At 72.2% G+C, this 24849-nt stretch carries 22 protein-coding genes; 11 read left to right on the plus strand and 11 right to left on the minus strand.

Annotated elements, in window-relative coordinates; translation table 11 throughout:
* Positions 1-76: 76 nt before the first annotated feature.
* A complete protein-coding gene (locus KM933_RS10950) occupies positions 77-757 on the plus strand; it encodes an NUDIX domain-containing protein (RefSeq protein WP_221350727.1) in 681 nt (226 codons plus the stop codon).
* Positions 758-808: 51 nt separating this feature from the next.
* Here the strand turns inward: KM933_RS10950 and KM933_RS10955 are convergent, their stop codons facing one another.
* The 5 genes from KM933_RS10955 to KM933_RS10975 all read right to left on the minus strand — a co-directional run bounded on the left by KM933_RS10955 (position 809) and on the right by KM933_RS10975 (position 6066).
* Positions 809-1693 (minus strand): sulfite exporter TauE/SafE family protein, encoded by an 885-nt coding sequence (locus tag KM933_RS10955; RefSeq protein WP_221350729.1) that lies wholly within the window; start codon positions 1691-1693, stop codon positions 809-811.
* Between the two features lie 67 nt (positions 1694-1760).
* Complete coding sequence (locus KM933_RS10960; protein ID WP_221350731.1) at positions 1761-2381, minus strand: L-threonylcarbamoyladenylate synthase; 621 nt, start codon at positions 2379-2381, stop codon at positions 1761-1763.
* Between the two features lie 116 nt (positions 2382-2497).
* Positions 2498-3901, minus strand: a complete 1404-nt coding sequence (gene sthA, locus KM933_RS10965) for a Si-specific NAD(P)(+) transhydrogenase (RefSeq protein WP_221350733.1) — start codon at positions 3899-3901, stop codon at positions 2498-2500.
* A gap of 259 nt (positions 3902-4160) precedes the next feature.
* A complete protein-coding gene (locus KM933_RS10970) occupies positions 4161-4835 on the minus strand; it encodes a formylglycine-generating enzyme family protein (protein WP_260333359.1) in 675 nt (224 codons plus the stop codon).
* A 73-nt stretch (positions 4836-4908) separates the two neighbouring features.
* On the minus strand, positions 4909-6066 hold the full coding sequence (locus KM933_RS10975) for a Gfo/Idh/MocA family protein (RefSeq protein WP_221350735.1): 1158 nt from the start codon (positions 6064-6066) through the stop codon (positions 4909-4911).
* A 129-nt stretch (positions 6067-6195) separates the two neighbouring features.
* Here KM933_RS10975 and KM933_RS10980 point away from each other — a divergent pair, with 129 nt between their 5' ends.
* Both KM933_RS10980 and KM933_RS10985 read left to right on the plus strand, forming a co-directional pair.
* Entirely contained in the window at positions 6196-7260 is a 1065-nt protein-coding gene (locus tag KM933_RS10980; RefSeq protein WP_221350737.1) for a LacI family DNA-binding transcriptional regulator, read from the plus strand.
* Positions 7261-7265: 5 nt separating this feature from the next.
* The gene (locus KM933_RS10985; protein ID WP_221350739.1) at positions 7266-7649 is read left to right on the plus strand and encodes a VOC family protein; all 384 of its coding nucleotides are present in this window, start codon (positions 7266-7268) and stop codon (positions 7647-7649) included.
* A 29-nt stretch (positions 7650-7678) separates the two neighbouring features.
* Here the strand turns inward: KM933_RS10985 and KM933_RS10990 are convergent, their stop codons facing one another.
* From KM933_RS10990 to KM933_RS11005, 4 genes are all read right to left on the minus strand, one after another.
* Positions 7679-8476 (minus strand): hypothetical protein, encoded by a 798-nt coding sequence (locus KM933_RS10990; RefSeq protein ID WP_221350741.1) that lies wholly within the window; start codon positions 8474-8476, stop codon positions 7679-7681.
* Positions 8477-8501: 25 nt separating this feature from the next.
* Positions 8502-8915, minus strand: a complete 414-nt coding sequence (locus KM933_RS10995; protein ID WP_221350743.1) for a hypothetical protein — start codon at positions 8913-8915, stop codon at positions 8502-8504.
* 42 nt (positions 8916-8957) lie between these two features.
* Entirely contained in the window at positions 8958-10799 is a 1842-nt protein-coding gene (locus tag KM933_RS11000; RefSeq protein ID WP_221350745.1) for a hypothetical protein, read from the minus strand.
* Between the two features lie 86 nt (positions 10800-10885).
* Entirely contained in the window at positions 10886-11725 is an 840-nt protein-coding gene (locus KM933_RS11005; protein ID WP_260333360.1) for an anti-sigma factor antagonist, read from the minus strand.
* A 257-nt stretch (positions 11726-11982) separates the two neighbouring features.
* Between KM933_RS11005 and KM933_RS11010 the strand changes: the two genes are divergently transcribed.
* The 4 genes from KM933_RS11010 to KM933_RS11025 all read left to right on the plus strand — a co-directional run bounded on the left by KM933_RS11010 (position 11983) and on the right by KM933_RS11025 (position 15487).
* Complete coding sequence (locus tag KM933_RS11010; protein ID WP_221350749.1) at positions 11983-12306, plus strand: helix-turn-helix transcriptional regulator; 324 nt, start codon at positions 11983-11985, stop codon at positions 12304-12306.
* Positions 12307-12602: 296 nt separating this feature from the next.
* A complete protein-coding gene (locus tag KM933_RS11015; protein WP_221350775.1) occupies positions 12603-13487 on the plus strand; it encodes an SDR family oxidoreductase in 885 nt (294 codons plus the stop codon).
* A gap of 108 nt (positions 13488-13595) precedes the next feature.
* On the plus strand, positions 13596-15161 hold the full coding sequence (locus tag KM933_RS11020; RefSeq protein ID WP_221350777.1) for an FAD-dependent oxidoreductase: 1566 nt from the start codon (positions 13596-13598) through the stop codon (positions 15159-15161).
* A gap of 152 nt (positions 15162-15313) precedes the next feature.
* Positions 15314-15487: a hypothetical protein gene (locus KM933_RS11025; RefSeq protein ID WP_221350779.1), complete on the plus strand. Its 174-nt coding sequence runs from the start codon at positions 15314-15316 to the stop codon at positions 15485-15487.
* A gap of 129 nt (positions 15488-15616) precedes the next feature.
* Here KM933_RS11025 and KM933_RS11030 read toward each other — a convergent pair whose 3' ends face one another.
* Positions 15617-18334 carry a SpoIIE family protein phosphatase gene (locus KM933_RS11030; protein ID WP_221350781.1) on the minus strand — a complete coding sequence of 906 codons (2718 nt, stop codon included), beginning with the start codon at positions 18332-18334 and terminating at the stop codon, positions 15617-15619.
* Positions 18335-18638: 304 nt separating this feature from the next.
* Here KM933_RS11030 and KM933_RS11035 point away from each other — a divergent pair, with 304 nt between their 5' ends.
* Entirely contained in the window at positions 18639-18875 is a 237-nt protein-coding gene (locus KM933_RS11035; protein ID WP_221350783.1) for a DUF6296 family protein, read from the plus strand.
* A 300-nt stretch (positions 18876-19175) separates the two neighbouring features.
* Positions 19176-21308: a DUF1996 domain-containing protein gene (locus tag KM933_RS11040; protein WP_221350983.1), complete on the plus strand. Its 2133-nt coding sequence runs from the start codon at positions 19176-19178 to the stop codon at positions 21306-21308.
* 65 nt (positions 21309-21373) lie between these two features.
* Here the strand turns inward: KM933_RS11040 and KM933_RS11045 are convergent, their stop codons facing one another.
* Entirely contained in the window at positions 21374-21874 is a 501-nt protein-coding gene (locus KM933_RS11045; protein ID WP_221350785.1) for a lamin tail domain-containing protein, read from the minus strand.
* Positions 21875-22112: 238 nt separating this feature from the next.
* Between KM933_RS11045 and KM933_RS11050 the strand changes: the two genes are divergently transcribed.
* The gene (locus tag KM933_RS11050; RefSeq protein ID WP_221350787.1) at positions 22113-22751 is read left to right on the plus strand and encodes a GNAT family N-acetyltransferase; all 639 of its coding nucleotides are present in this window, start codon (positions 22113-22115) and stop codon (positions 22749-22751) included.
* Positions 22752-23142: 391 nt separating this feature from the next.
* Complete coding sequence (locus tag KM933_RS11055) at positions 23143-24834, plus strand: cellulase family glycosylhydrolase (protein ID WP_430727299.1); 1692 nt, start codon at positions 23143-23145, stop codon at positions 24832-24834.
* The last annotated feature ends 15 nt before the right edge of the window (positions 24835-24849 follow it).

Below are 24849 nucleotides of genomic sequence, written 5' to 3' on the forward strand. Positions count from 1 at the left end.
TGACCATGTGTTCCACCGGCGCGTGCACCAGCGCGGTCGCCGTGTTCCCCGGCCCCTCGTCCTCGGAGGTCGCACGATGACCGCGGGCATCGACACCCCGGACCGCAGGGGCCGTACCGGACTCGACCGGGTCGGCCTGGACCTGAGCGGGAATCCCCGGGTCAAGGTGCGGGACGTGAAACTGCTGTCCTGCCACTGGTACGTGGAGCGCACCACGACCTTCGACCTCCGGCTCGCCGACGGCACCTGGTCCACCCAGGAGCGCGAGACGCACGACCGCGGCAACGGCGCCACGATCCTGCTCTACGACACGGAACGCGGGACGGTGCTGCTCACACGGCAGTTCCGCTATCCCGTGTACGTCAACGGCCACCCCGACGGCATGCTCGTCGAGACACCGGGCGGCCTGCTGGACGAGGACGACGAGCACCCCGAGGTCGCCGTGCGCCGCGAAGTGGTCGAGGAGACCGGGCACACGGTGGGTGAGGTCCAGCGGCTCTTCGAGGTCTACATGAGCCCGGGGTCGGTCACCGAGCGCGTGACCTTCTACGCCGCCCCCTACGGACCGGCCACCCGCACCCACCGGGGCGGCGGGCTGGCGGAGGAGGGGGAGGACATCGAGACCGTCGAACTGCCCTTCCAGCAGGCCCTCGGCATGATCCGCACCGGCGGGATCGCCGACGCGAAGACCATCATGTTGTTGCAGTGGGCGGCACTGGAAGGGCCGTTCAGCAAGGTGCACCCCACCGCCGGCTAGACCGTCCCCGCCCGGTGCCCGGTGCCCGGCGCCGGTGCCGGTGCCCGGCACTCAGCGGAGCAGCAGCTGGACGAGGGCGACCGTGCCGACCACCACGATGAGGGTCCGCAGGACCACGGGGCTGAAGCGGCGGCCGACCGAGGCGCCGATCTGCCCGCCGAGCGCGGAGCCGACGGCGATCAGCGCGACGGCCGTCCAGTCGAAGTCCGCGACGAAGAGGAAGAAGGTGGCGGCGACGGTGTTGACGACGGCTACGAGGACGTTCTTGACGGCGGTGAGGCGCTGCATCGTCTCGTCCAGGAGCACCCCCATCAGCGACATGTAGATGATGCCCTGCGCCGCCGCGAAGTAGCCGCCGTAGACGCTGGCGAGTGCCAGGCCGACGAACAGCAGCGGTCCGCCGTCACGACGGGAGGGGGCCCGGTCCGGAGCACCGACGGGGGCGCCGGAGGTGGCGCCGGTGGACGTGCCGTCGGTGACACCGGTGGATGTGGCGCCGGCCGGTGTGTCGCCGGTGGCGCCGGCGGACACGTCGTCGGCGGCCTTCGCCCGGCGGCGGCGCAGGGACCTGGTGATCAGCGGCTGGAACGCGACCAGGAGGAGGGCCAGGCCCACCACGACGGGCACGATCTTCTCGAACGCCGTCGCGGGCAGGGCCAGCAGGAGCACCGCTCCCGTGAAGCCGCCCAGCAGGGCCCCGACGCTCAGCCTGAGGATGCGCCGGCGCTGGCCGCGCAGTTCCCGCCGGTAGCCGAAGGCTCCGCTGACGGCGCCGGGGACCAGCCCGAGCGCGTTGGAGACCGTCGCGGTGACGGGTGACAGACCGGTGGCCAGCAGGACGGGAAAGGTGATCAGGGTTCCGGAACCGACGACGGTGTTGACGCCGCCCGCCGCCACGCCCGCGACGAACACGGCGACGGCCTCCACCGGCGTCATGAGACACCTCGGCGGGCACTGCCCCGGCGGCCGGCGAGCGGCGGGGCGGTGCGGCGCGGACGGCGGCTCACTCGAACCGTGAGGTGTCGCCGGCTCCCTTGCGCACGATCTCGGCCTCTCCGCTGGAGAAGTCGATGACCGTCGTCGGTTCGGTGCCGCAGCCGCCGGAGTCGAGCACCGCGTCGACGGAGTGCTCCAGCCGTTCCTTGATCTCCCAGCCCTGGGTCATCGGCTCGTCCTCGTCGGGCAGGAGGAGCGTGCTGGACAGGAGCGGCTCCCCCAGCTCGGCGAGCAGCGCCTGGGCGACCGTGTGGTCGGGGATGCGGACGCCGACCGTCTTCTTCTTCGGGTGGAGCAGCTTGCGCGGGACCTCCCTGGTCGCGGGCAGGATGAAGGTGTAACTGCCGGGCGTGGACGCCTTGACGGCACGGAACACGTCGTTGTCGACCTGCACGAACTGACCGAGCTGCGCGAAGTTCTGGCACACCAGCGTGAAGTGGTGGCGGTCGTCGAGCCGGCGGATGGAGCGGATCCGGTCGATGCCGTCACGGCTGCCCAGCTGGCATCCCAGCGCGAAGCAGGAGTCCGTGGGGTACACGACGAGCGCGCCGGCCCGGATGGAGTCGGCGACCTGGGTGATGGTGCGCTGCTGGGGATTGTCGGGATGAACATCGAAGTACTTGGCCACGCGTCGAGCTTATGCGCTCGGCCGCGGCCGCCGACGCAGGCCCGCTGCCGACGGCCGTGCGCCGGCGGGAGCGGGACTCCCGCCGGCGCCGCGGTCCGGGTGTCCGGCGGGTCCGGTCAGTCCCTGAGCCGGTCGATCTGGCGGATCTTGTTGGTGGCGTCCAGCGCGGCGACCTTGTAGGACTCCGCGAGCGTCGGGTAGTTGAAGACGGCGTCGACCAGGTAGTCGACCGTACCGCCGCAGCCCATCACCGACTGCCCGATGTGGATCAGCTCGGTGGCGCCCGTGCCGAAGCAGTGCACGCCGAGCAGTTTGCGGTCGTCGGGGGAGACGAGCAGCTTGAGCATGCCGTGCGAGTCGCCGATGATCTGACCCCGGGCCAGTTCGCGGTAGCGGGACATGCCGACCTCGAACGGCACGCGGTCCTCGGTGAGCTGGTCCTCGGTCCGCCCGATGAAGCTGATCTCCGGAATGGTGTAGATGCCGATGGGCTGGAGGTCGTGCATCCGGTTCACCGGCTCGCCGCACGCGTGGTAAGCGGCCGTACGGCCCTGCTCCATCGAGGTCGCCGCCAGCGCCGGGAAGCCGATGACGTCGCCGACCGCGTAGATGTGCGGCACCTCGGTGCGGTAGTGCTCGTCGACCTTGATCCGGCCGCGCCGGTCGGCGGACAGGCCGGCCTTGTCCAGGCCGAGGTCGTCGGTGAGGCCCTGCCGGCCCGCGGAGTACATCACGGCGTCCGCCGGGATCTTCTTGCCGCTCTCCAGGATGGTGAGCGTGCCCCGCGCGTGGCGCTCGACCGCGGCGACCGTCTCGCCGAAGCGGAAGGTGACGGCGAGGTCCCTGAGGTGGTACTTGAGCGACTCGATCACCTCGACGTCGCAGAAGTCGAGCATCCCGGGCCGCTGTTCGACCACGGTGATCTTGCTGCCGAGGGCGGCGAACATGGAGGCGTACTCCATGCCGATCACACCGGCCCCGACGATGACCATGGAACGGGGCACCTGCTGCAGGTTGAGAACGTTGTCGGAGTCCAGGACCGTCAGCTCGTCGAACTCGACGGTCGCGGGCCTGGCCGGCCTGGTCCCGGTCGCGATGACGACGGTGTCCGCGCTCAGCAGCCGCTCGTTGCCGGTCACCTCGCGCAGCGCGATGGTGTGGTCGTCCACGAAGCGGCCGGTGCCCGCGAACAGGGAGACGTGGTTGCGGGCGAGCTGGCTGCGGATGACGTCGACCTCGCGCCCGACCACGTGCTGGGTGCGCGCGGTCAGGTCGGCGACGGTGATGTCCTCCTTCAGCCGGTAGCTCTGGCCGTAGAGGTCCCGCTGGGTGAGACCGGTGAGGTAGAGGACCGCCTCGCGCAGGGTCTTGGAGGGGATGGTCCCGGTGTGGATGGAGACCCCTCCGACCATGTCGGGGCGGTCGACGACGGCGACCCGGCGGCCGAGCTTGGCCGCGGCGATGGCGGCTTTCTGGCCGCCCGGGCCGGATCCGATGACAAGCAAGTCGAAGTCGCGCACCACGGAAGTCTGTCAGGCGGAAGTGCCGCCCGAAAGGGTGAACCGGTGACGGGTGCCCTGCGGGCGGCCCGGGCCTCGCCGCCGCTGCGGGCCGGTGGGGGCTCGCCGCGCGGTTCCCCGCGCCCCTGAGGCGGGGCTGCGCCCCTGAAGTGGGGCCGCGCCCCTGCTTCCGTCTTTCAGGGGCGCGGGGAACCGCGCGATCGGCCCCCACCGGGCCACGGGGCATACGGCCGTACGACCCCGCGGCCCGCAGGCCGCGTCACCGCGGTACGGAACGCGCGACGCGGAACCCCACGTCGTCGACCTGGTGACTCGGATGGCTGCGGCGCCGCGCGGAGGCCCGGCAGCTCCAGTGCTCGTCGAACCAGCCGCCCCCGCGCAGCACCCGGTAGGTGCCGTACGCCTCGGGGTCGTAGAGGTCCCAGCACCAGTCCCAGACGTTGCCCAGCATGTCGTGCAGGCCCCACGGGTCGGGCCGTTTGCCTCCCATGTCGTGGACGCGCTCCCGCGAGTCGTCGCGGTACCAGGCGATCTCGTCGAGCGGCGCGTAGCGCGGCCCCGGTGTGCCGGCACGGCAGCCGTGTTCCCACTCCGCCTCGGTCGGCAGCCGGTAGCCGTCGGCGCCCGTGTCCCACTCGATGCCCTCCCCGCCGGCCCGCGGGAGGTAGGCGGGGGTGAGGCCCTCGTGCCGCGACAGGGCGTTGCAGAACCGGACCGCGTCCCACCACGAGACACCTTCCACGGGCAGCTCGTCCCCGTCGGCGGTGCTCGGCCGTTCGCCCGTGACCCGTGCGTACAGCGCCTGTGTGACGGGGGAGGACCCGAGCAGGTAGGGCGAGAGTTCGACCGACCAGCTGCGCCGCGTCCGCCGGTCCGACAGCGTCACCCGCCCAGACGGAACAGTAATCATCTCGTACACCACGCGTGTGTCCATGAGCAGGCAATCCTACTGACCATCTCGTAGGCGCGGAGCCCGTCAAGGCACGTACCGCCCGGCTATGCCAGGATCATTCGGCTGGACTCACCCAGGTGCCCTGCTCGGCGGAACGGACCATGGCGTCCAGGGCGGCCGCACTGCGCACGGCGTCCTCCAATGTGGCCCCGTACGGGGTGCCCTCGGCGATGGAGCGCAGGAAGTGGTACGCCTCGACGACCTTGAGGTCGTCGTAGCCCATGCTGTTGGCCGAGCCCGGCTGGAAGGCGGCGTACTCGCCGTGCCCCGGACCGACGTACAGGGTGCTGACCGGCTGGTCCTGGAACGACGTACCGCGGCTGACGCCCAATTCACCCATACGGCGGAAATCCCAGAGGACCGCGCCCTCGGTGCCGTGGATCTCGAAGCCGTAGTTGTTCTGCTCGCCGACCGAGACCCGGCAGGCCTCCAGGACACCCCGGGCGCCGGACGCGAAGCGCAGCAGACAGGACACGTAGTCCTCGTTCTCCACCGGGCCCGACTCGCCGCCGGTGGCGCGGGTGTGGCCCGCGGTGGCGCCGGTGGGCCGGGCCCGCTCGGGGACGAAGACGGCCGTGTCCGCGGTCAGCGACGCGATCTCGCCCAGCAGGAAACGGGCCAGGTCCACACCGTGCGAGGCGAGGTCGCCCAGTACTCCGCTGCCGCCGCGCTCCCGCTCGTACCGCCAGGTCAGGGCACCCTCGGGATGAGCCGCGTAATCGCTGAAGAGGCGGATGCGGACATGGGTGACGGTGCCGATCTCCCCGGCGGCGATCAGCTCCCGTGCGGCCACGACGGCAGGCGCGTTGCGGTAGTTGAAGCCGACCGTGCCCTGGACGCCGGCCCCGGCGACGGCGCCCGCGACCGCCCGTGCGTCCTGGGCGGTGAGGCCGACCGGCTTCTCGATCCAGAGGTGCTTGCCCGCCTCGGCCATGGCGACGCCGATCTCGCGGTGCAGGAAGTTCGGGGCGGCGACGCTCACGGCGTGGACCCGGGGATCGGCGGCGACCTCCCGCCAGTTCCCGGCCGCCGTCGCGAACCCGTACCGTGCGGCGGCCTCCTCGGCCCGGCCGGGCACCTCGTCGGCGACGGCGATCAGTTCGGGCCGTACGGACAGCTGCGGGAAGTGGTGCGCCACGCGTACGTACGCCTGGGTGTGCACCCGCCCCATCCAGCCGAACCCCACGACGGCGACGCCGAGCGTACTCCCCATGACTGTTCCTCTTCGGATCGCTTGGATGTTTTGGATCGGTCCACGATGATTCCGGCTCACACTGGGGTTCGTCACAGCAGGTGTCAACCCCTTTGACTTCGCGCCGAGCACTGTGGAACGGTCCAACCCATGAGACCCCCGACGATCCGCGATGTCGCCGAACGGGCCGGAGTGTCGAAATCCCTGGTCTCGCTCGTACTGCGCGGCTCCGACCGGGTGCGCCCGGAGAAGCGGCAGGCCGTCCTCGCCGCCGCCGAGGAGCTCGGCTACCGGCCCAACGCCGCCGCCCGCAGCCTCGGCGAGCGCCGCACCCCCGAGGCGCTCGACCACGCCCGGTCGGGGGGCAGACCGCTGGTCGGTGTGCTCCTGAACGACATGCGCAACCCGTGGTTCGTGGAACTGCTGGACGGCCTCAACTCCCTCCTGGACGCCCGCGGTCTGCACATGCTGCTGGCCGACGGCCATCTGAACCGGCGCCTCGGCGAGGACCTCACCCGCATGTTCACGGACCTGCGCGTCGACGGCCTCGTCGCGGTCGGCACGCTCCCCGCCCCCGAGATGCTCCGCACGGCGGCCGAACGGCTGCCCACCGTCGTCGCGGGCGCCCGCGAACCGGTGCCGTCCCGGGCGGACGTCGTCGCGGGCGACGACGCGTACGGCGCCCGCCTCGCCACCGAGCACCTCATCGCGCTGGGCCACCGGCACATCGCCCACATCGCGGGCCGGGGCACGGTCGGCGAACTGCGCCGCCGCAGCTTCGAGACCGTCATGCGCGAACACGGTCTGAGCGGCACGGCCGTCGTGGAACAGGGCGACCTCACCGAGGAGGGCGGTTACCGGGCCACGGTCCGGCTGCTCAGCGGCTCCCGGCGGCCCACCGCCGTGTTCGCCTTCAACGACATGGCCTGCGTCGGCGCGCTGTCCGCAGCCGGGGAACTCGGGCTGCGGGTCCCGCTGGACCTCTCCCTGGTCGGCTACGACAACACCTACCTCGCCCGGCTGCGCCACCTGTGGCTCACCACCGTGGACAACGCGGGCCACGACGTCGGCCGCCGCGCCGCGCAGTGCCTGCTCGACCGCATCGCCGACCCCGCGCGCCCCGCCCGGCTCGTCCTCGGCACACCGGCCCTGGAGGTGCGGGGCACGACGGCGCCGCCCGCGGAGGAGGGCGCGGGACACCGTCCCGTAGGGTGAGGGGCATGGCATGCCGCATCAGCGAACTGGTCGTCGACGCCGTGGACCCCGAGCGGCTGGCGGCGTTCTGGGGCGACGTCCTCGGATACGTCGAACTCGGCCGGGAGGAGGACGGGAGCATCGAGATCGGCCCGCCCGGCGCCGGGTTCGGCGGCCCGCAGCCCACCCTCGTCTTCGGTCCGACGAGTGACGCCCGGCCGAAGAAGCTCCGGCTGCACATCGACGTCAACGCCACCGACCGCGACCAGGACGCCGAGCTGGAACGGCTGCTCGCCCTCGGCGCGCGGCCCGCCGACGTCGGCCAGACCGGCACCGAGAGCTGGCACGTCCTGCTCGACCCGGAGGGCAACGAGTTCTGCCTCCTGCGCCGGCGCCTCCAGCCCCTGTGAGCTGACCGGCCGGCACCCGGCGCGGCCTGTCAGCCGGTCGGCGGAGCGCACTCCATGCCGGGCGGGCAGAACCAGAGCAGCGCCGTGTCCAGGAGTTCCCGCTCGTCGTCCGGCCCGTCGCCGTCCGAGCCGTACGCGACCAGCGCGTACCGCCGGCCGTCGGCGGCCTCGAAGCGGCGGTCGATCACGTGCCGGGGGCCGCCGCCCCGCTCGCCCGAGATCTCGTCGGCCCGGTACTCGTGCTCGGCGGCCGCTCCCGTCCTGCCGGTGACCTGGGCGAGGGAGACGGTCTCGTACCCTTCGAGCTTCCTGGCCTCCGCCTGCGCGGCCTTCAGCGACTCGTACGGGGACGTCTCCATCACCTGGAACACCTGGAGCCGCCGGCTGCCGTCCGTGCTGCGGTAGTCGACCACGTCGATGCCGTACTGCGACGACCGGCTGTCGCGCTTCCAGCCCCGCGGCAGCGCCACCCGGTACCCCTCCGGGTCCTGCTGCGACACGTAGCCGCCGGGCAGGGGCCGCGGCGACGTCCCGGGCGAGATCCCGCCGGAGGGGGACGACGGGGCCCGCGGTACGCCGTCGCCGGTCCCGCCCGTCGCCCCCTCCACGGTGTCCTGCTGGGTGACGGCGGGCTCGCGGTAGGGTTCCGGCTCGTCCTTCCAGGCCAGGGCCCAGACGCCGAAGGTGAGGCCGGCGACCGCGAGGACGATCGCGGCGTTCTGCCGAACGGCCTTCTGCCGTGCCACGTCGAGGTACTGGTCGGGGTGGAAGAGGCGTTCGCGCCGGGACCCGGCCCAGTCCTGCCGCTCCGTGTCGAACACCCTCATGGCCGTCCCCTTCCTGTCGTGCGGGTCATCCGAGGAGTTGGGCGATGCCCTGGACGACGGCGGTGGCCGAGGCGACGGCCCCGGCGGCCGGAGCCTGCGATCCCAGCCAGCCGCGTACGCCCACCAGCAGCCGGGTGAGACGCTCCGGCGGCGCGGTTCCGGTGCGGAGGATCTCGTGCTCCGCGTCGGCCAGTTCGCCGTCGAGGCTCATGTCCTCGGCGGTGCGTTCCCGGGCGGGCAGGGCCTCGCGCAGGGCGCGGACGGATGCGAGCAGCTCCGCGTGGAGCCCGGTGGGCCCGGCCGTGGTGTGGTTGACGGAGTTCGCGTGTCCATGGCTGCCGGTGGCGATCGAACCGCCGCTCATGGAGCCGATGTTCACGCCGCCGGAACCGCCGTCCGGTGCGGGCCCGCCGGGGGTGTGGTGCCCTGTGTCGTTCATGTACTGGTTCCTCGGGGTCGCCGGAGTCCGGTGTGCGGGTCCCTACGCGGTGGTGCGCGGCGTACCGTGCGCCGGCGCGGGGGTGGTGTGCGCGGTCGCGCTGCTCTGGCTGCCCGTGGCGACCGCGCCGCCGGACATGTCCTGGATGAAGACGCTTCCGCCGCTGAGCTGGTAGACGTGCTGCTCGAACTGGTCGGTCTGGTAGCCGTGGGACCGCAGGGCCTGGCGCATGCCGTTCACGACGCGCTCCTGGACCGTCTTGATGTACCGGGCGGTGTCCATCTCCTGGTAGGGCGACAGCTGGGCCGTGCTCGCCAGCTGACGCAGCGAGACGCGGGGGACGTCGGGGGCGGGGTCGCGGTCGGACCAGCCGGCGGCGATCTCCCGGGCGAGGGTGCTGAGGGCGCCGAGACCGGTGCTCACGCTGGTCGCGGGTCCGCTGCCGAGGGCGCGCAGGGCGCCGTGCATCCAGGTCTCCGGCAGCCGGTCCACGAGGGTGTCGACCTTCCCGAAGTCCTTGCGGACGGGGCCGAGCACGTACGGGACGACCTCCAGCACGACCATGCCGCCCTGGGTGTGCACACGGATCAGGACGGTCACCACGACCTGCTCGTGCCAGGAGCCGATGCGGACGCGGAGGAAGACGCGCCGCCCCTCGCCCCCTTCGTCGACGGCCTCCGCCAGATGGGCGGCGACCTGGGCGGGGTCGTAGACCGGCAGGCCGTCCAGGTCGGGCCGGTCGTCCGCCCGTACGGCCTGCGCGTCGGCGGTCCCGCCCAGGTGCAGTTCCTCGTCGCGGCCGACACCGCCGGGCAGATGGACGAAGCGGTCGACCTCCATCTCGCGCAGCCGGTCCTTGCCGGTGAGCGCGGCGGACTCGCGCAGCTGGAGCAACTGCGGCTCGATCATGGCGAGGGCGCGCTCGGCGGTGAGCGGGGCCTGGCCCCGGCCGGGCACCGGGGAGCCGTCGGGGGCGGACTCGGCGTCCGGGGCACCGGGGCCGCCGGGCGGACCGGGGCGCTTGCGCAGTTCCATCGCGAAGGACCAGGCCGAGCGGCGCGCGCCCATCCCCACGAAGGGACTGTCCGGCTCGTAGAGGGTCAGCGCGGCCCTCTGCTCGCGGTCGACGGACGCGACCAGGTCCTCGTACAACGGGCCCGCGGGCAGGTCCGGCTGCGTCGTTCCCGGGAACGTCCAGCGGGACAGCCAGCGGCACAGGGCCCTGCGCCGCGCGGTCTGGTGCCACCAGGCGATCAGGGCGATGAGCAGCGGGAACAGCAGCGGATAGGGCGTCTGTACGTCGCCGTCCAGCACCCCGGCCACGTACCAGCACCAGTAGAAGAAGGCGAACAGCGCGGCGGCCGGCGTCAGCGCGCGGCCGAGAACGCCCGCCGCCCCGGCCGCCGGTCCTGGCAGGCCCGTTCGGCCGTCCCTGGCGCTTCGCGCGCGCATGGCGTGGGCGGACCAGAGCCCCAGTGCGACGAGCGCGTAGAACTGCGACCAGGGCAGGGGCATCCCGGCGGTCAGCCTGTCGTCGCCCGCGTAGAACGCGGTGAACACGTCACCGAAGCCGACCTCGGCCCCGTCGCCCCACCGGTCGGCGACGCTGTCCCAGAACATCACCACGTCGGACAGCAGGAACCCGAGCCAGGCCGCCAGCATCAGCGCCGCGGTACGCAGCTCCTGCCGGCCGGCCCGCAGGGCGTGGGTCAGCACGGGCAGCACGTCGACCCCCAGCGGAGGGGCCACGGGACGCTCCTGGTGGAACACCAGTTCGTCGACGACCCGCCGGCGGAAGACGCCGTCCTGGTACGTGCCGGCGCACAGCAGCCGGGTCGCCTCCGTGCGGCTGTACGGATGTTCCGGGAGGCTCACTCCGGCCACGTCGCTCCTCTGTTCCTGGTGTGCAGGAGAAGGAAGCTAGTGGACGCGGGGTCCTATTTGTCCGGTCGACCCGCGGGTGACCTTCGTTAGAGTGAAAGGCCGCCTTTCCGCTGGACAGAACGTTTTTTGCCGCGTCCGTGCCCCGCGGGCGCGGCCGACCGCCGTACGGGCCCCGGGTTCACGGCCCCCGGGCCCACCGGTCCCACGGTCGCCCCTCCCGGTGCCGGCGGGGATGCGGACAACTCGGCGGCAGCCGCGGACAGCCGCTGCCGCAGGGGCTCGGGGAGCGGCTCGCCCCGCACGGCGGCCACCGTGGACCCGGCGAGGTGATGCAACTCGACGTTGGAGTTCTGGGAGACCGTGACGAGGACGCTCCAGGCGTCCTCGGGGCTCAGTCCGAAGGTCGCCATCAGGACCCCGCGGGCCAGGTCGATGACCGGCCGCGTCCGCATGGCGCGCTTCGACTGGGCGACTTCGGCGCGCAGATCCCGCTCGTCGTCGGCGACGTCATCGGACAGGGGGCTCTCCTCCGTGGTGCTGTGCGCCGCGCCGGGGCGCGGGTCGTGCAGGTCGTGCGGACGGTGCGGGTCGTGCGGGTGACGAGCGGCGCCGGGGCCGGTGTCCTGCGCGGGCGAGAAGAGCGACGAGGTCCCGGTGAGGGTGAGCAGCCGCTCGACGGCGGGGCTCGCCGACCGCAGGACGACCGTCCTGCCGTCCGCGGCCGCGTGCCGCTGGACGAGCATCAGGACGTTGAGCCCGGAGCAGTCGCAGAAGCCGACCCCGCTCAGGTCGAGGTCGATGCCGCGGGCCGACACGGAAAGGGCCTCGTGCAGCGACCGCCGCAGCCCGGGGGAGGTCGCCAGGTCGATCTCGCCGACCGCCACGACGGTCGTCCGCCCGCCGGCCGGACGCGCCTCGATCCTCAAGGGCGCAGGCGGGCGTCCCCCTGCCGCGCCGGACGAAGTCGCGCTGGACGAAGTCGTGCCGGACGAAGCCGCGCGGGGGGTGACGTGCCGGCCGGCGGGTCGGGCGGAAAGCACGGGTTCCGACATGGCAACCGCTCCCTGTGCGTGCGCCGTCACTGTTCCTTCCAGGTTCGGATCCGGATCTTCACACGTCAAGAGATACACGAAAATTATTTCACCCTTTGGTTTACGTGAATCTGGAGACGTATGCTGTGGCCATGGGTGGAGTACCTGAGACGCATTCCGGCTGGACGTTCCTCACCAACCACGCCCGGGTGCTGGCCTCGATCGCCGACAACCAGAACATCCGCATCCGGGACATCGCGGCGCGCTGCCGGCTGACCGAGCGCGCCGTGCAGAAGATCATTTCCGACCTGGAACAGGACGGCTACCTCACCCACACCCGGCAGGGGCGCACCAATGAGTACCGCATCCAGCCGGGCACGATCCTGCGGCATCCGGCCGACGCGGGCCTGACGGTCTCGGACCTGCTGTCGGTGCTGGCCCAGCACGACGCCGAGCGCGACACGACCCCCCGCTGACCACGGAACGCCTCCGTCCGCGAGCGGACCGCCCCGGCCCGCCGGTGACGCCGGTGGGACCCCATGTCCATGTGTGGTTCCACCCGTACGGGGGACTGGCAGGGATGGCGGAGACACCACCGGAGCGCGACGGGACACCATTCCCCCGTGCCCGGCCCGCCGGGACCGCAGGACGCGCGTACGCACCCCGCGGTGCCCCGGCCGCCCGCCAGGCAGCCAGTGCCGCGCCGGCGACGGCCTCCGTCCGGCGGGCGGCACCCTTCCGAAGAGTCAGAAGAGTCAGAAAGGCGTCACCCATGAAGGACTCCGAACAGCGGAATCCCGTCGACCAGCACCCTCAGCCGGACTTTCCGCAGCAGGAACAGCAGCACCCCGGGTGGACCGGCCCGATGGACCCGCCGCCGGACCACGGCGAGGAGTCCTACGAGGGGAGCGGCCAGCTCACCGACCGCAAGACGGTCCTGACCGGCGGGGACTCCGGAATCGGCCGGGCCGTGGCGATCGCCTTCGCACGGGAGGGCGCGGACGTCCTGTTCACGTACCTCCCGGAGGAGGCCGACGAGGCCCGCGAGACCGCCCGGCTCGTCGAGGAGGCGGGCCGCAAGGCCGTCGCGGTGCCCTGCGACATCCGCGACGAGGAGCAGTGCCGCCGGCTCGTCGACCGCGCGGTCGACGAGTTCGGGCGCGTCGACGTCCTCGTCAACAACGCCGCGTACCAGATGTCGCAGCCCGACGGCATCGGCTCCATCACCACGGAGCAGTTCGACCGGGTGATGCGCACGAACCTCTACGGGATGTTCTGGCTTAGCAAGATGGCCCTGGAGCACATGCCCGCGGGCGGCTCGATCATCAACACCACCTCCGTGCAGGCGTACCAGCCGAGCCCGCACCTGCTCGACTACGCCATGACCAAGGGCGCCATCGTGACGTTCACGCACGGCCTGGCGCAGATGGTCGCCGGGGACGGCATCCGGGTCAACGCGGTCGCCCCCGGGCCCGTCTGGACGCCGCTGATCCCCGCGACGATGCCCGACACCTCCGAGTTCGGCAAGCAGTCGCCGATGGGCCGGCCCGCCCAGCCCGCCGAGATGGCGCCCGCCTACGTGTTCCTCGCCTCCCAGCGGGCGAGCTTCATCACCGGGGAGATCGTGAACGCCACGGGCGGCACGCCCCTGCCGTAGGCGCCCCCGCGGGCGGTCCGCAGGCGCCCCCACGGGCGGCCCCCACGGGCGGTGGCCGGCCCCGGGTCCGCGGGCTTCACCCGGCGCGCAGGGGGAACCCGGCGGTCCATGACTGGTAACGCAGGCGATCAGACGTCGTACTGGATCGAGACAGCCCCTCCGGGAGACCTCCACGCCCCCCTGGCCACCGACATCACGGTGGACGTCGCCGTGATCGGCGCGGGTATCGCCGGGCTCAGCACCGCCCGGGAACTGGCCCGCGCCGGTCGCAGCGTGGCCGTTCTGGAGGCCGACCGGATCGCCACCGGGGTCACCGGGCACACCACCGCCAAACTGAGCGCCCAGCACAGCCTCGTCTACGAACAGCTGCGCCGCACCCGGGACATCGAGGCCGCGAAGCTGTACGCGCGCTCCCAGTCCGAGGCGATCCGGCACGCCGCCGCGCTCGTGGACGAACTGGGCATCGACTGCGACTGGGAGGACACCGAGGCGTTCACCTACGCCCAGGACCCCGGGCGGACCGGGGAGCTGAAGGCCGAGGCGGAGGCCGCCCGCGCGGCCGGACTGCCCGCCGAGTACGTGACGGAGACGGACCTGCCGTTCCCGGTCGCGGGCGCCGTCCGGGTGGCGGGGCAGGCCCAGTTCCACCCGCGGAAGTACCTGGCGGCCGTCACCGGCGACCTGCTCCGGCACGGCGCCCGGATGTACGAGCACACCAGGGTCGTCGGCCTGGCGGAGGGCGAGCCGTGCCGCCTCACCACCGAGGCCGGACCCACGGTGACCGCCACGGACGTCGTGATCGCCACGCACTACCCGGTCTTCGACCGGGCGCTCCTGTTCACCCGGCTCTCCCCGCACCGCGAACTCGTGCTGACCGCACCCGTGCCGGCCGGCTCCGCCCCGCGGGGCATGTACATCACCCCGGAGCAGAACACCCGGTCGGTGCGCACCGCCCCGTACACGGACGGACAGCGGCTGCTCATCGTCACCGGGGAGAGCTTCACCCCGGGGACGGCCGACACTGAGGAGCGCTTCGGGCGGCTCACCGCCTGGGTCACCGAACACTTCGGACCGGTCGACTTCGCCCACCGCTGGGCGACGCAGGACAACAGTTCCACCGACTCCGTGCCCCTGGTGGGCCCGTTCCACGCGGGCAGCCGGCACACCTACGTCGCGACCGGGTTCGGCGGATGGGGGATGAGCGGCGGCATCATGGCCGGCCGCCTCCTGTCGGACCTGATCACCGGTCAGGGCTCCCCGTGGAGCGAGCTGTACGACCCCCGGCGGGTGCGCACCGCCGTGCGGGAGGCGCCCGCCTTCCTCAAGAACCAGGCCAAGGTCGCCCGGCACTTCGTCGGCGACCGGCTGCCGCCCACCTCGGGCTCGGTGGACGACCTCGCTCCCGGCGAGGGCGCGCTCGTGCGCATCGACGGCCACCGCTGCGCCGCCTACCGCGACGACACCGGGGAGGTCCACGCCGTCTCGGCCCGCTGTACGCACCTGGGCTGCCTGGTCGCCTTCAACCGCGCGGAGCGGGCCTGGGAGTGCCCCTGCCACGGCTCCCGGTTCGGCACCGACGGCCGGATCCTGCAGGGCCCGGCGACCCGGCCGCTCGAAAAGCTTCCCGTGCCCGGTCCGGACACACCGGAGGACACGTCCACGCAGGGCTCCTGAAGGCCGGGGCCGGGGCCGGGGGAGCGGAACGTGCGTGCGGCGGGGTTTCCCGCCGTCGCCGCCGGGGACCCGGCAGCGGTGACCGAAGACGGCCGCGACACGACGCAGGCCCGGTCCCGCGCGGGACCGGGCGCGGAAGGATGTGAGGAGCCGTGACCCCTTACGGCAGTACCCAGGACACCGCCCACCGGCCCGAGACGGGCTGGGCGCAGGCCCGCCGCGGACGCAGGGGCGGCGTGCGCATCTGCCTCCCGGCGACGGTCGACAGGGAGGCGCGCCGCACCTCCGCGGACCCGGAGGGCAACATCGTCAGGGGCGAGGACTGAGAGCGGGCGCGAGGACCGGGACCCGGGCACCGGGAACAGTCCTCACCACCTCACCACCTCGCGGCCGGATCCGGACGGATTCGGCCGGAACCGTACGGATCCGGCCGGAACCGGGCCGGGCCGTACGGGTCAGGGAAGCGGCTGTTCGGCCCAGATGACCTTGCCCGCGGGCGTGTAGCGGGTACCCCAGCGCTCGGTGAGCTGCGCGACCAGGAACAGACCGCGCCCGCCCTCGTCCGTCGTCGCCGCGTACCGCAGGTGCGGTGAGGTGCTGCTGCCGTCGAAGACCTCGCACACCAGAGCGCGGTCGAGCAGCATACGGACCTTGACGGGGCCCTGGCCGTACCGGATCGCGTTGGTCACCAGCTCACTGAGGATCAGCTCCGTGGTGAACGCCAGCTCGTCCAGGTCCCACCGCGTCAGCTGCCGGGTGACCAGGGCGCGTACCTCCCCGACCGACGCCGGGTCGGACGGCACCTGCCACTCGGCGACGCGGTCGCCGCCGAGCGCCCGGGTGCCCGCCACGATCAGGGCGATGTCGTCGCCGGGCTTGACCGGGAGCAGGGCGTCGAGCACGGCCCGGCAGGTGTCCTCCGGCGACCGCCCGGCTCCGGTGAGGGCGGTCCGCAGCAGTTCGAGGCCCACGTCGATGTCCCGTTCCCGGTCCTCGACGAGCCCGTCCGTGTAGAGGACCAGCCTGCTGCCCTCCTCCAGCGTGAGCTCGGCCGTCTCGAACGGGAGACCGCCGAGACCGAGCGGCGGCCCGGCGGGCACCTCGGGGAACACGACACCGCCGTCCGGGTGGACCACCGCGGGCGGCGGATGACCGGCCCGGGCGACGGTGCACTGCCGGGAGGTCGGGTCGTAGACGGCGTACAGGCAGGTGGCGCCGGTGACGGCGGCGCTGCCGTCCTCCGTCGTCTCGTCCTGGTCGATACGGCCGACCAGTTCGTCGAGGAGCCCCAGCAGTTCGTCGGGCGGCAGGTCCAGCGCGGAGAAGTTGTGGACCGCGGTCCGCAGCCGCCCCATGGTGGCCGCCGCATGCAGCCCGTGCCCCACGACGTCGCCCACGACCAGGGCGACCCGGGCGCCGGACAGCGGCAGCACGTCGAACCAGTCGCCGCCCACCCCCGCCTGGGCGGGCAGATAGCGGTAGGCGATGTCCAGGGCGCCCTGCTCGGGCAGGTTGCGGGGCAGCAGACTGCGCTGAAGGGTCACCGCCATGGTGTGCTCGCGCGTGTAGCGCCGGGCGTTGTCGATGGAGACCGCGGCACGGGCGACCAGCTCCTCGGCGAGGGCCAGCTCCTCCGTGTCGAACGGCTCGGGCTTCCGTGAGCGCCAGAAGTTCGCCACGCCCATGACGAGGTGCCCGGCCCGCAGGGGGACCGTGATCAGCGAGTGGATCCCGTACTCCACGATCTGCGCGGTGCGTTCCAGGTCCTGGGCCCGCCAGCCGTGCGCCTCCCTGAGGTCGGGTGCCACCACGGCCTCACCGGTGCCGATGCTGTGTGCCTGCGGGGTGGAGGCTATGAACCCGATCCGCTCGCCCACCGGATACAGCGGGGAGTCCTTCCGGATGCCGCTGGACGCCGTACGGCGCAGCGAGGTGCCCGCGTCCGGCTCCTCCCCGTTCAGCACGGCCTCGGCCAGATCCACGGTGGCGTAGTCGGCGAACCGGGGGACGGCCACCTCCGCCAGTTCCTGGGCGGTACGGGTCACGTCCAGCGTCGTACCGATGCCCACCCCGGCGTCGTACAGGAGCTTGAGGTGCTCACGGGCCACCTCGGCCCTGCCGGACAGCGCCCGCAGCTCGGTCGAGTCGCGGAGCGTCGCGACACTGCCGGCCGGGCCGCCCTTGAGGTCCGTGGGCCGTTGGTTGATCGCCAGCAGCCGGTCGCCCACCAGGCGCACCTCGTCCGTGGCAACCCGCCCGGAGGCCAGCAGGGCGCCGGTGTCCGTGTCCAGGCCGAGGGCGAGGACGTGGCGTCCCTCGGCGTTCTCCGGAAGGTCCAGCAGACGGTACGCCTCGTCGTTGGCGAGCAGCAGTCGGCCCTCGCCGCCGACGATGAGCACCCCCTCCCGCACGGCGTGCAGCACCGCGTCGTGGTGCTCGTACATCCGGGTCATCTCGAACGGGCCGAGGCCGTGGGTCTGGCGCAGCAGCCGTCTGCTCACCAGTGCCGTTCCCCCCAGGGCCAGGACCAGGGCGGCGGCCGCGGCCGTCAGGAGGAGGGGGAGCTGGCGGTCCCCGACACCTCCCACGTTCTCGGTCGTGATGCCCGCCGACACCAGGCCGACGACCGAGCCGTCGTCCGTCTCGACGGGCACCACGGCCTGGACCAGCGGTCCGATGGTCCCGGTGATCTCCTCGGTGAAGGACCTGCCGGCCAGCGCGGGCCCGAGGGTCCCGACGAACGTCCTGCCGATCCGGTCCGGCTTGGGGTGGGTGTAGCGAACGCCGCGGGTGTTCATCACCACCACGAAGTCCACCTCGGACCGCACCCGGGCCGCTTCTGCGCGGGGCTGCAGCACGGCCGTGGGATCGGGCGCCGTGAGCGCCTCGCGGACGCCCGGGGCGTTGGCGAACGTCTCGGCCACCGCCAGCGAGCGGTTCCGCGCCTCCCGCGTGCTGTCGTAACGCACCTGCAGGACCAGTGCGACGGCCGCGGCCACGACCAGCAGCAGCACGATCGCCACCTGCAGGACGAAGACCTGGCCCGCGACACTGCGCCCGCCCAGCGCCGACCGCACCGCGGCTCCGCGCCGGGGCCCGCGTCCGCGCCGTGCACGCGGACCGCTGGGGCGGAAGGTCGACCGCGCCCAGGATCGACCCGAGAGTCGGACCATGCACCCATGTCTACACTGCCGGGGGCCGGGAGGCGAGGGGCACCGGTGGTGCGGCGGGCGAAGGTCCCCGGACGCGCCGCGTACGCACTGCGGACGCGCAGGTGACGCATCGGTGACGGGAGCGGACCGTCGCATGCGGTGTTCCGAGGTGGTCTGCGGCCGGGTACGGCCGGCCGGTGCGTGGTGGCGTCGGCCGGGCCGGGCGTGCTCCGGCCGGCAGATCCTGCGGGCCGGGGAACGCGGCCGCATCATGGAAGAGGACGCGTCCGCCCGGTCTGCGACCGGCATGTGCACGGAGGCCGTCATGCGAATCCCGGACCGCTACCGGCTGACCTTCACCCACGGTCCCTCGGGCACCGGCGCCGACACGGACGAGGTGGTCGTCGAACGGACCAGCTCGCTCGGGCCGGGCGGCCATCCGGTCTACTGCGACCCCACCGGCATCCTGCGCGCCGAGATCAGCGGGGCGGGCGAGGTCCGGATGCTGGCCAGCGGCGGCTACCAGTCACCCCGGCCGCCCTCCGCCGAGCCGCTTCCCTGAGCGCCGGGGGCACAGGTCGGGGATGTGCCGGTTCCGTCGCCCGCGGAGTGCACCGGACCGCCCTTCCCCGGTCAGACCGCAGGAAAACGTGATTGCCCGGACACGGGTCCCGTAAACGTCTGGTTCATGAGAGGTTTCCATGAATCCGGGATGCGCCTGAACACTCGGAGCTTCATCTCCGTATGAAGCGGGGGATTGCCATGCCGGTCGGCAACGAAGCGTAGGAGTAGATCCTTGGGACGCAACACGCGCAGACGCCCAACAGGCGCACGACGCGCGACCATCGGAGCGGTCGCACTGATGCTGGGAGGAGGCGGGCTGGTAGCGGCGAACGTCTACGCCACGGCCTCCGAGAGCACTTCGGAGCAGGCCGGCCAGGTCCTCGCGTCGGGTGCCGCCACGATCGACTGCCCTGATGTGGGCAGTGAGCTGGCGGCGGTGCCGGACGAGGCCAGGACGAAGGTCGACAGGGAACTCGCCCTCCTGGACAAGCAGATCGCCGAGGCGTACCAGCGGCTGCAGAGCTCCGCCGACGCGATCAGGCAGGACGGCGGCTTCGCCGAGAACTCGATCATGAACCCGCTCAAGGACAAGCGGGCGGCGACGATCGAGCGCATCGTGGCGGCCGTCGACGCCGCCGGTGACCGCCCGGAAGGGCTGGACGCCTTCGCGCCCTGCATTCTCCGCGCCTCCGGCAACCAGGCCGAACAGGGCGAGGGGCAGGGCGGCGAACAGAACGGCGACGGCCAGGGCGACGAGGGCCAGGGCGACGAGGGGCAGGGCGGCAACGGGAACGAAGGCGGGAACCAGGAGAGCCAGGAGCCGGGCGCGGGCGAGGGCCAGGACCAGGGCGGCGACGGGGGCGGTGACGAGGGGCAGGGCGGCAACGGCGGCCAGGCCGGGAACGGCCCCGTGGCAGCCGACTTCGTGGACATATCCACGGTCCAGCCCAACGTGCAGAAGCCGAGCGCCCAGGGCAACGCCTCCAAGGGCTCCTTCACCACCAGCTGCGGGGTGAACGCCAACGGGCTGTTCAACTCCGACAACGTGATCGTGGCTCCCGGTGTCACCAACGGCGCCCACCACTTCCACGACTACGTCGGCAACCAGTCCAACGACGCCTTCGCGAGCGACGAGGACCTGGCGAACGCCGAGACGACCTGCGAGAACAAGGGCGACAAGTCCTCGTACTTCTGGCCCGTGGTGCGGCTGCAGAACGGCACCGAGGAGAAGGACGCCGCCTCTCCCGGCGGTGGCATCGAGGGCAACGCGGGTGAGATCGTCACGCCCAAGCAGGTCACGATGTCGTTCGAGGGCAGCCCGCGCGGCGAGGTCACGGCCATGCCGAAGCTGCTGCGCATCATCACCGGCGACGCCAAGGCGTTCGTCAACGGCCCCGCCAACGCCAACGCGTCGTGGAGCTGCACCGGCTTCGAGGACCGGCAGCTGAAGGACAAGTACCCCCTCTGCCCCCAGGGCAGTGACGTGGTCCGCACCTTCAAGTTCCAGAGCTGCTGGGACGGCCGGAACATCGACAGCGCCAACCACCGCACCCACGTGGCGTTCGCCGGTGCCGACGGTGCCTGTGCGAACGACTTCAAGGCCATCCCGCAGCTGGTGCAGCGCATCGTCTACGACATCGACGCACCCAGTGTGGCCGACGGCGGCAGGACGAAGCCGCTGTTCGCGGTCGACTCCTTCCCCGAGCAGCTGCACAAGCCGGTCACCGACCACGGCGACTTCATCAACGTCTTCGACGAGGCGCTGATGGCGGAGATGGTGGAGTGCATCAACGAGGGCCGTGAGTGCGACGCCGCGGACATCGGCGGCGGTGACGGCGGTGGCGGCGACGGCGGCAACGGCGGTGACGAGGGCGGCAACGGCGGCGGCAACGGCAACGGTGGCGGTGCGGAGCCGACCGACCCGCCGGCGCCCACTCCGGACCCGACGGACGGCAACGAGCAGCCCGGCAACGAGCAGCCCGGCGGCGACGAGCCCGGCAACGAGCAGCCCGGCGACGACGGTCAGACCGAGGAGCCCGCGGGCGACGGCGACGAGAGCACGGCGGAGCCGTCCGCGGACAGCCCCGAGGAGACCGAGCCGGCGGGCGAAGCGGGCAAGGGTGATGCGGGCAAGGGTGACGCGGGCAAGGACGAGGGCGGCGAGGACAACACGCAGCCCAAGGCCGCCACGTCCCCGTCGGCGGTCCAGAGCGACGCGGCCGGCTCGACAGGTGGCTCGCCGGACGGCTCGGACTCCGGCAACGCCGTGCCCGGTCCCGAACCCGCGGAGGCGGGCGGGGTGACCGAGCCCCAGGCCGTCTCCGGCGGACTCGCGGACACCGGCACGCAACTGTGGCCCGCCGCGGCCGGAGCACTGCTGGTACTGGCCGGCTTCGTCCTCCTGCGCCGGATGGCCAACAGGTCGCGGTAGTACTGTCCGACGTATCGCACGAGGGGCGGCCGGACCTGCGCAGGCAGGTCCGGCCGCCCCTTCGCTCAGTTGTGGAAGCGGATGTAGCCGTTGCCGTCGGAGTCGGAGCCGTTCTTCGTGTAGGCGTGCACGTCGGAACGGCTGCGGGAGGGCTTGTAGAGGTAGATCGTGTCGCCGGGGTTGTTCCACAGGAAGTTGCAGTTGTCGCGGTGGACGACGTTCCGGCTGTCGGAGTCGTTGCCGTGGCCGCCGCGCAGTTTCACGTAGTCGCCCGGCTGGAGATAGTGGTTCGCCGTGAAGCGGAAGCTGTTGCCGGTGGCGTCCTTCACCAGGTAGTTCTTGAGGTTGACGGTCGCCGAGGACGAGTAGTTCTTGATCGTCAGGTACTCCTCGTCGGTGTTGCCGGTGGCGCAGCTGTTGGAATCGCGGCCGGGTGCGTCGTACTGCACGCCGCGGATCTTCAGCGCCGACTGGTACTCGGCGGCCTGAGCCGGTGCGGCGACGGCCGCCAGCGCGCCGACGGTGACGCATGTGACGGCCATGGCTATGACTGGGCGCTTGCGCATGGAAAGAATCCCCCTCCGGAATACGTACAAGGCACCGGAGTTTAACCATGCGGTGAAACGCGCATGGCGATCACGTGGAAAACACGTCCTTCCTGGTGAAAGCATGATAAAGAGCAGCGCGAGTCAACGGGCGGTCCACCGCTCCGTGTTCGCGCCTCGGCGGACGGCACACGAGAAGAACGGAAAAGTGCCGCCCCCGGCTTGTGGGAGCGCTCCCATACGCGTCAGGATGCTTGTCATGCGTCCGCAGCCGAGAATCCGCCCCTACCGACCGGCCGACCGTGCCGCGGTCGCCGCCGTCTGCGTGCTGACCGCGGACCTCGGCGGCGACTCGCGTCAGCTCTACCCCGACGAGGAGCTGATGCCCACCCTCTTCGCCGCACCCTACTGCCACCTGGAACCGGACCTGGCCTTCGTGCTGGACGACGGATCCGGTGAAGCGGTCGGCTATGTGGTCGGCACGGCGGACACGGAACAGTTCGTGAAGAACTTCCGCGAGACCTGGATACCGCGGGTCGCCGGGCGCTACCCCGAACCCACCGGGGCACCCCGCACCCCCAGCGAGGAGATGATTCACCTCCTGCACGCCCCCGAGCGGATGATCCTGCCCGAACTGGCGGCGTACCCCGCCCACTTGCATATCGACCTCCTGCCGGACTACCAGCGGCGGGGCTTCGGACGGCAGTTGATGGCAACGCTCCTGACCGCCCTGGACGACCGCGGTGTCCCGGCGGTCCATCTGGGCATGGTCAGTGCCAACACCGCGGCGCGGGCGTTCTACGACCGCCTCGGTTTCCATGTGGTCCCCGTGCCGGACCCCGGTCCGCTCACCTACCTCGGCAGGTCGACGGCCGGGCTCCGCGGGGACGCCTCGTAGGGCCCCGGCCCCCCGGCCCCCGGCCCTCGACCCCCGGAACGGCCGTCAGCCGTCGGCCGTCAGCCGGTACCGGGGAGCCGAGTGCCGCGCGGTCGGGGCGACCGTCTCGTCCGCGGACCGCGGTGCCGGGGACGAGGACGGGTCGGGCGGGAGCCCTCGAAGGTGCAAGGGGCGGCACGGGAGGAGGGCGCAGGAGGGGGCGCGGAGCGCGGACCGGTTCCCCCGCGGGGTGGCCTGTGGAGGTCAATCGTCGAACAACCCCGTCGAACTGGCGGAACACGGGGCGAGGCGTGTGTGATGCCTTGACGTGCCCCTGGCAAGAGTGACTGTATGGGAGCGCTCCCACTTTCCCGAAACTCACGTTTCTTGGCACTCACTCCCTGGAGTCGCAGTGAGCAGAACAAGAAGCACGACACGAAAGACCCCCGCCGGCGGCCCCCTTGGTCCTGTCGGCGCCCTGCTGGCTGGGTTGGCCGCCTTCCTGGGGCTCGTCGTCCTCGGCGCCCTCGTCCCGGCTGCCGCCCACGCCCAGTCGCCCGGGGCGCTGGCGACCGGCCTCCACATCGACGACGGCCGTCTCGTGGAAGGCAACGGCAACGACTTCGTCATGCGGGGCGTCAACCACGCCCACACCTGGTACCCGGGTGAGACGCAGTCGCTGGCCGACATCAAGGCGCTCGGCGCCAACACCGTCCGGGTCGTCCTGTCCGACGGTCACCGCTGGACCGAGAACAGCCCCGCGGACGTGGCCGCCGTCGTGGCCCAGTGCAAGGCCAACCGCCTCATCTGCGTACTGGAGGTGCACGACACCACCGGCTACGGAGAGGAGGCCGCGGCCGGCACGCTCGACCACGCGGCCGACTACTGGATCGGCCTCAGGAGCGTCCTCACCGGCGAAGAGGACTACGTCATCATCAACATCGGCAACGAGCCCTGGGGCAACACCGACCCCGCGGGCTGGACCGATCCCACGGTCGCCGCCGTCAAGAAGCTGCGCGGCGCCGGGTTCGAGCACACCATCATGGTGGACGCGCCGAACTGGGGCCAGGACTGGCAGGGTGTCATGCGCGCCAACGCCCGGACCGTGTACGACGCCGACACCACCGGCAACCTGATCTTCTCGATCCACATGTACAGCGTCTACGACACCGCGCAGGAGATCACGGACTACCTGAACGCCTTCGTGAACGCCGGACTCCCCATCGTCATCGGTGAGTTCGGGGGTCCGGCCGACCAGTGGGGCGACCCGGACGAGGACACCATGATGGCCGCGGCGCAGCAACTGCGGCTCGGCTACCTGGCCTGGTCCTGGAGCGGCAACACCGACCCGGTCCTCGACCTGGCGATCGGCTTCGACCCCAGCCGGCTCAGTTCCTGGGGCCAGCGCATCTTCAACGGCGCCAACGGCATCGCCCAGACCTCACGGGAGGCCACCGTCTACGGCGGGGGGAACCCGGGCGACACCCAGGCCCCGACCGCGCCGGGCACCCCCAGGGCCTCCGCCGTGGCCGCCACGTCCGTGACCCTCACCTGGGCCGCCGCGACCGACAACGTCGGTGTCACCGGCTACGACGTGGTCCGGGTCGGCGGCGGCTCCGAGACCGTGGTGGCCGCGTCCACCGCCACCACGGCCACCGTGACCGGCCTCACCGCGGACACCGCGTACACCTTCGCCGTCTACGCACGTGACGCGGCCGGCAACCGCTCGACCCGCTCGGCCGCGGTGAACGTCACCACGGACGACGACGGCGGCACCCCCGGCGCGGGCTGCTCCGTCGGCTACCGCGTCGTCAACGAGTGGTCCGGGGGCTTCCAGGGCGAGATCACCATCCGTAACACGGGCACCGCCGCCATCAGCGGCTGGCGGCTGGTCTTCGCCTTCGCCAACGGTCAGACCGTGTCCAACATGTGGGGCGGGACACCGACCCAGAGCGGTGCCACGGTGAGCGTCGCCGCGGCCTCGTACACCGCCGCCATCCCCGTGAGCGGTTCGGTCACCGTCGGCTTCACCGCCACCAAGGGCGCGGCCAACACCGCCCCGGGCACGTTCACGCTCAACGACACCACCTGCGCCACCGCCTGACCCGGCAGCACCGGC

The sequence above is a fragment of the Streptomyces beigongshangae genome (genome assembly GCF_019710745.1).
GTDB classification, from domain to species: domain Bacteria; phylum Actinomycetota; class Actinomycetes; order Streptomycetales; family Streptomycetaceae; genus Streptomyces; species Streptomyces beigongshangae.

Bases quoted from the DNA above. Each gene is read 5' to 3' on its own strand.
- KM933_RS10955 (WP_221350729.1), bottom strand. From the start codon at position 1,693: ATGACGCCGGTGGAGGCCGTCGCCGTGTTCGTCGCGGGCGTGGCGGCG.
- KM933_RS10985 (WP_221350739.1), top strand. From the start codon at position 7,266: ATGGCATGCCGCATCAGCGAACTGGTCGTCGACGCCGTGGACCCCGAG.
- KM933_RS10995 (WP_221350743.1), bottom strand. From the start codon at position 8,915: ATGAACGACACAGGGCACCACACCCCCGGCGGGCCCGCACCGGACGGC.
- KM933_RS11035 (WP_221350783.1), top strand. From the start codon at position 18,639: ATGCGAATCCCGGACCGCTACCGGCTGACCTTCACCCACGGTCCCTCG.
- KM933_RS10950 (WP_221350727.1), top strand. From the start codon at position 77: ATGACCGCGGGCATCGACACCCCGGACCGCAGGGGCCGTACCGGACTC.
- KM933_RS11040 (WP_221350983.1), top strand. From the start codon at position 19,176: ATGCTGGGAGGAGGCGGGCTGGTAGCGGCGAACGTCTACGCCACGGCC.
- KM933_RS11030 (WP_221350781.1), bottom strand. From the start codon at position 18,334: ATGGTCCGACTCTCGGGTCGATCCTGGGCGCGGTCGACCTTCCGCCCC.
- KM933_RS11015 (WP_221350775.1), top strand. From the start codon at position 12,603: ATGAAGGACTCCGAACAGCGGAATCCCGTCGACCAGCACCCTCAGCCG.
- KM933_RS10980 (WP_221350737.1), top strand. From the start codon at position 6,196: ATGAGACCCCCGACGATCCGCGATGTCGCCGAACGGGCCGGAGTGTCG.
- KM933_RS11050 (WP_221350787.1), top strand. From the start codon at position 22,113: ATGCGTCCGCAGCCGAGAATCCGCCCCTACCGACCGGCCGACCGTGCC.
- KM933_RS10975 (WP_221350735.1), bottom strand. From the start codon at position 6,066: ATGGGGAGTACGCTCGGCGTCGCCGTCGTGGGGTTCGGCTGGATGGGG.
- KM933_RS10970 (WP_260333359.1), bottom strand. From the start codon at position 4,835: ATGGACACACGCGTGGTGTACGAGATGATTACTGTTCCGTCTGGGCGG.
- KM933_RS11045 (WP_221350785.1), bottom strand. From the start codon at position 21,874: ATGCGCAAGCGCCCAGTCATAGCCATGGCCGTCACATGCGTCACCGTC.
- KM933_RS10990 (WP_221350741.1), bottom strand. From the start codon at position 8,476: ATGAGGGTGTTCGACACGGAGCGGCAGGACTGGGCCGGGTCCCGGCGC.
- KM933_RS11020 (WP_221350777.1), top strand. From the start codon at position 13,596: ATGACTGGTAACGCAGGCGATCAGACGTCGTACTGGATCGAGACAGCC.
- KM933_RS11010 (WP_221350749.1), top strand. From the start codon at position 11,983: ATGGGTGGAGTACCTGAGACGCATTCCGGCTGGACGTTCCTCACCAAC.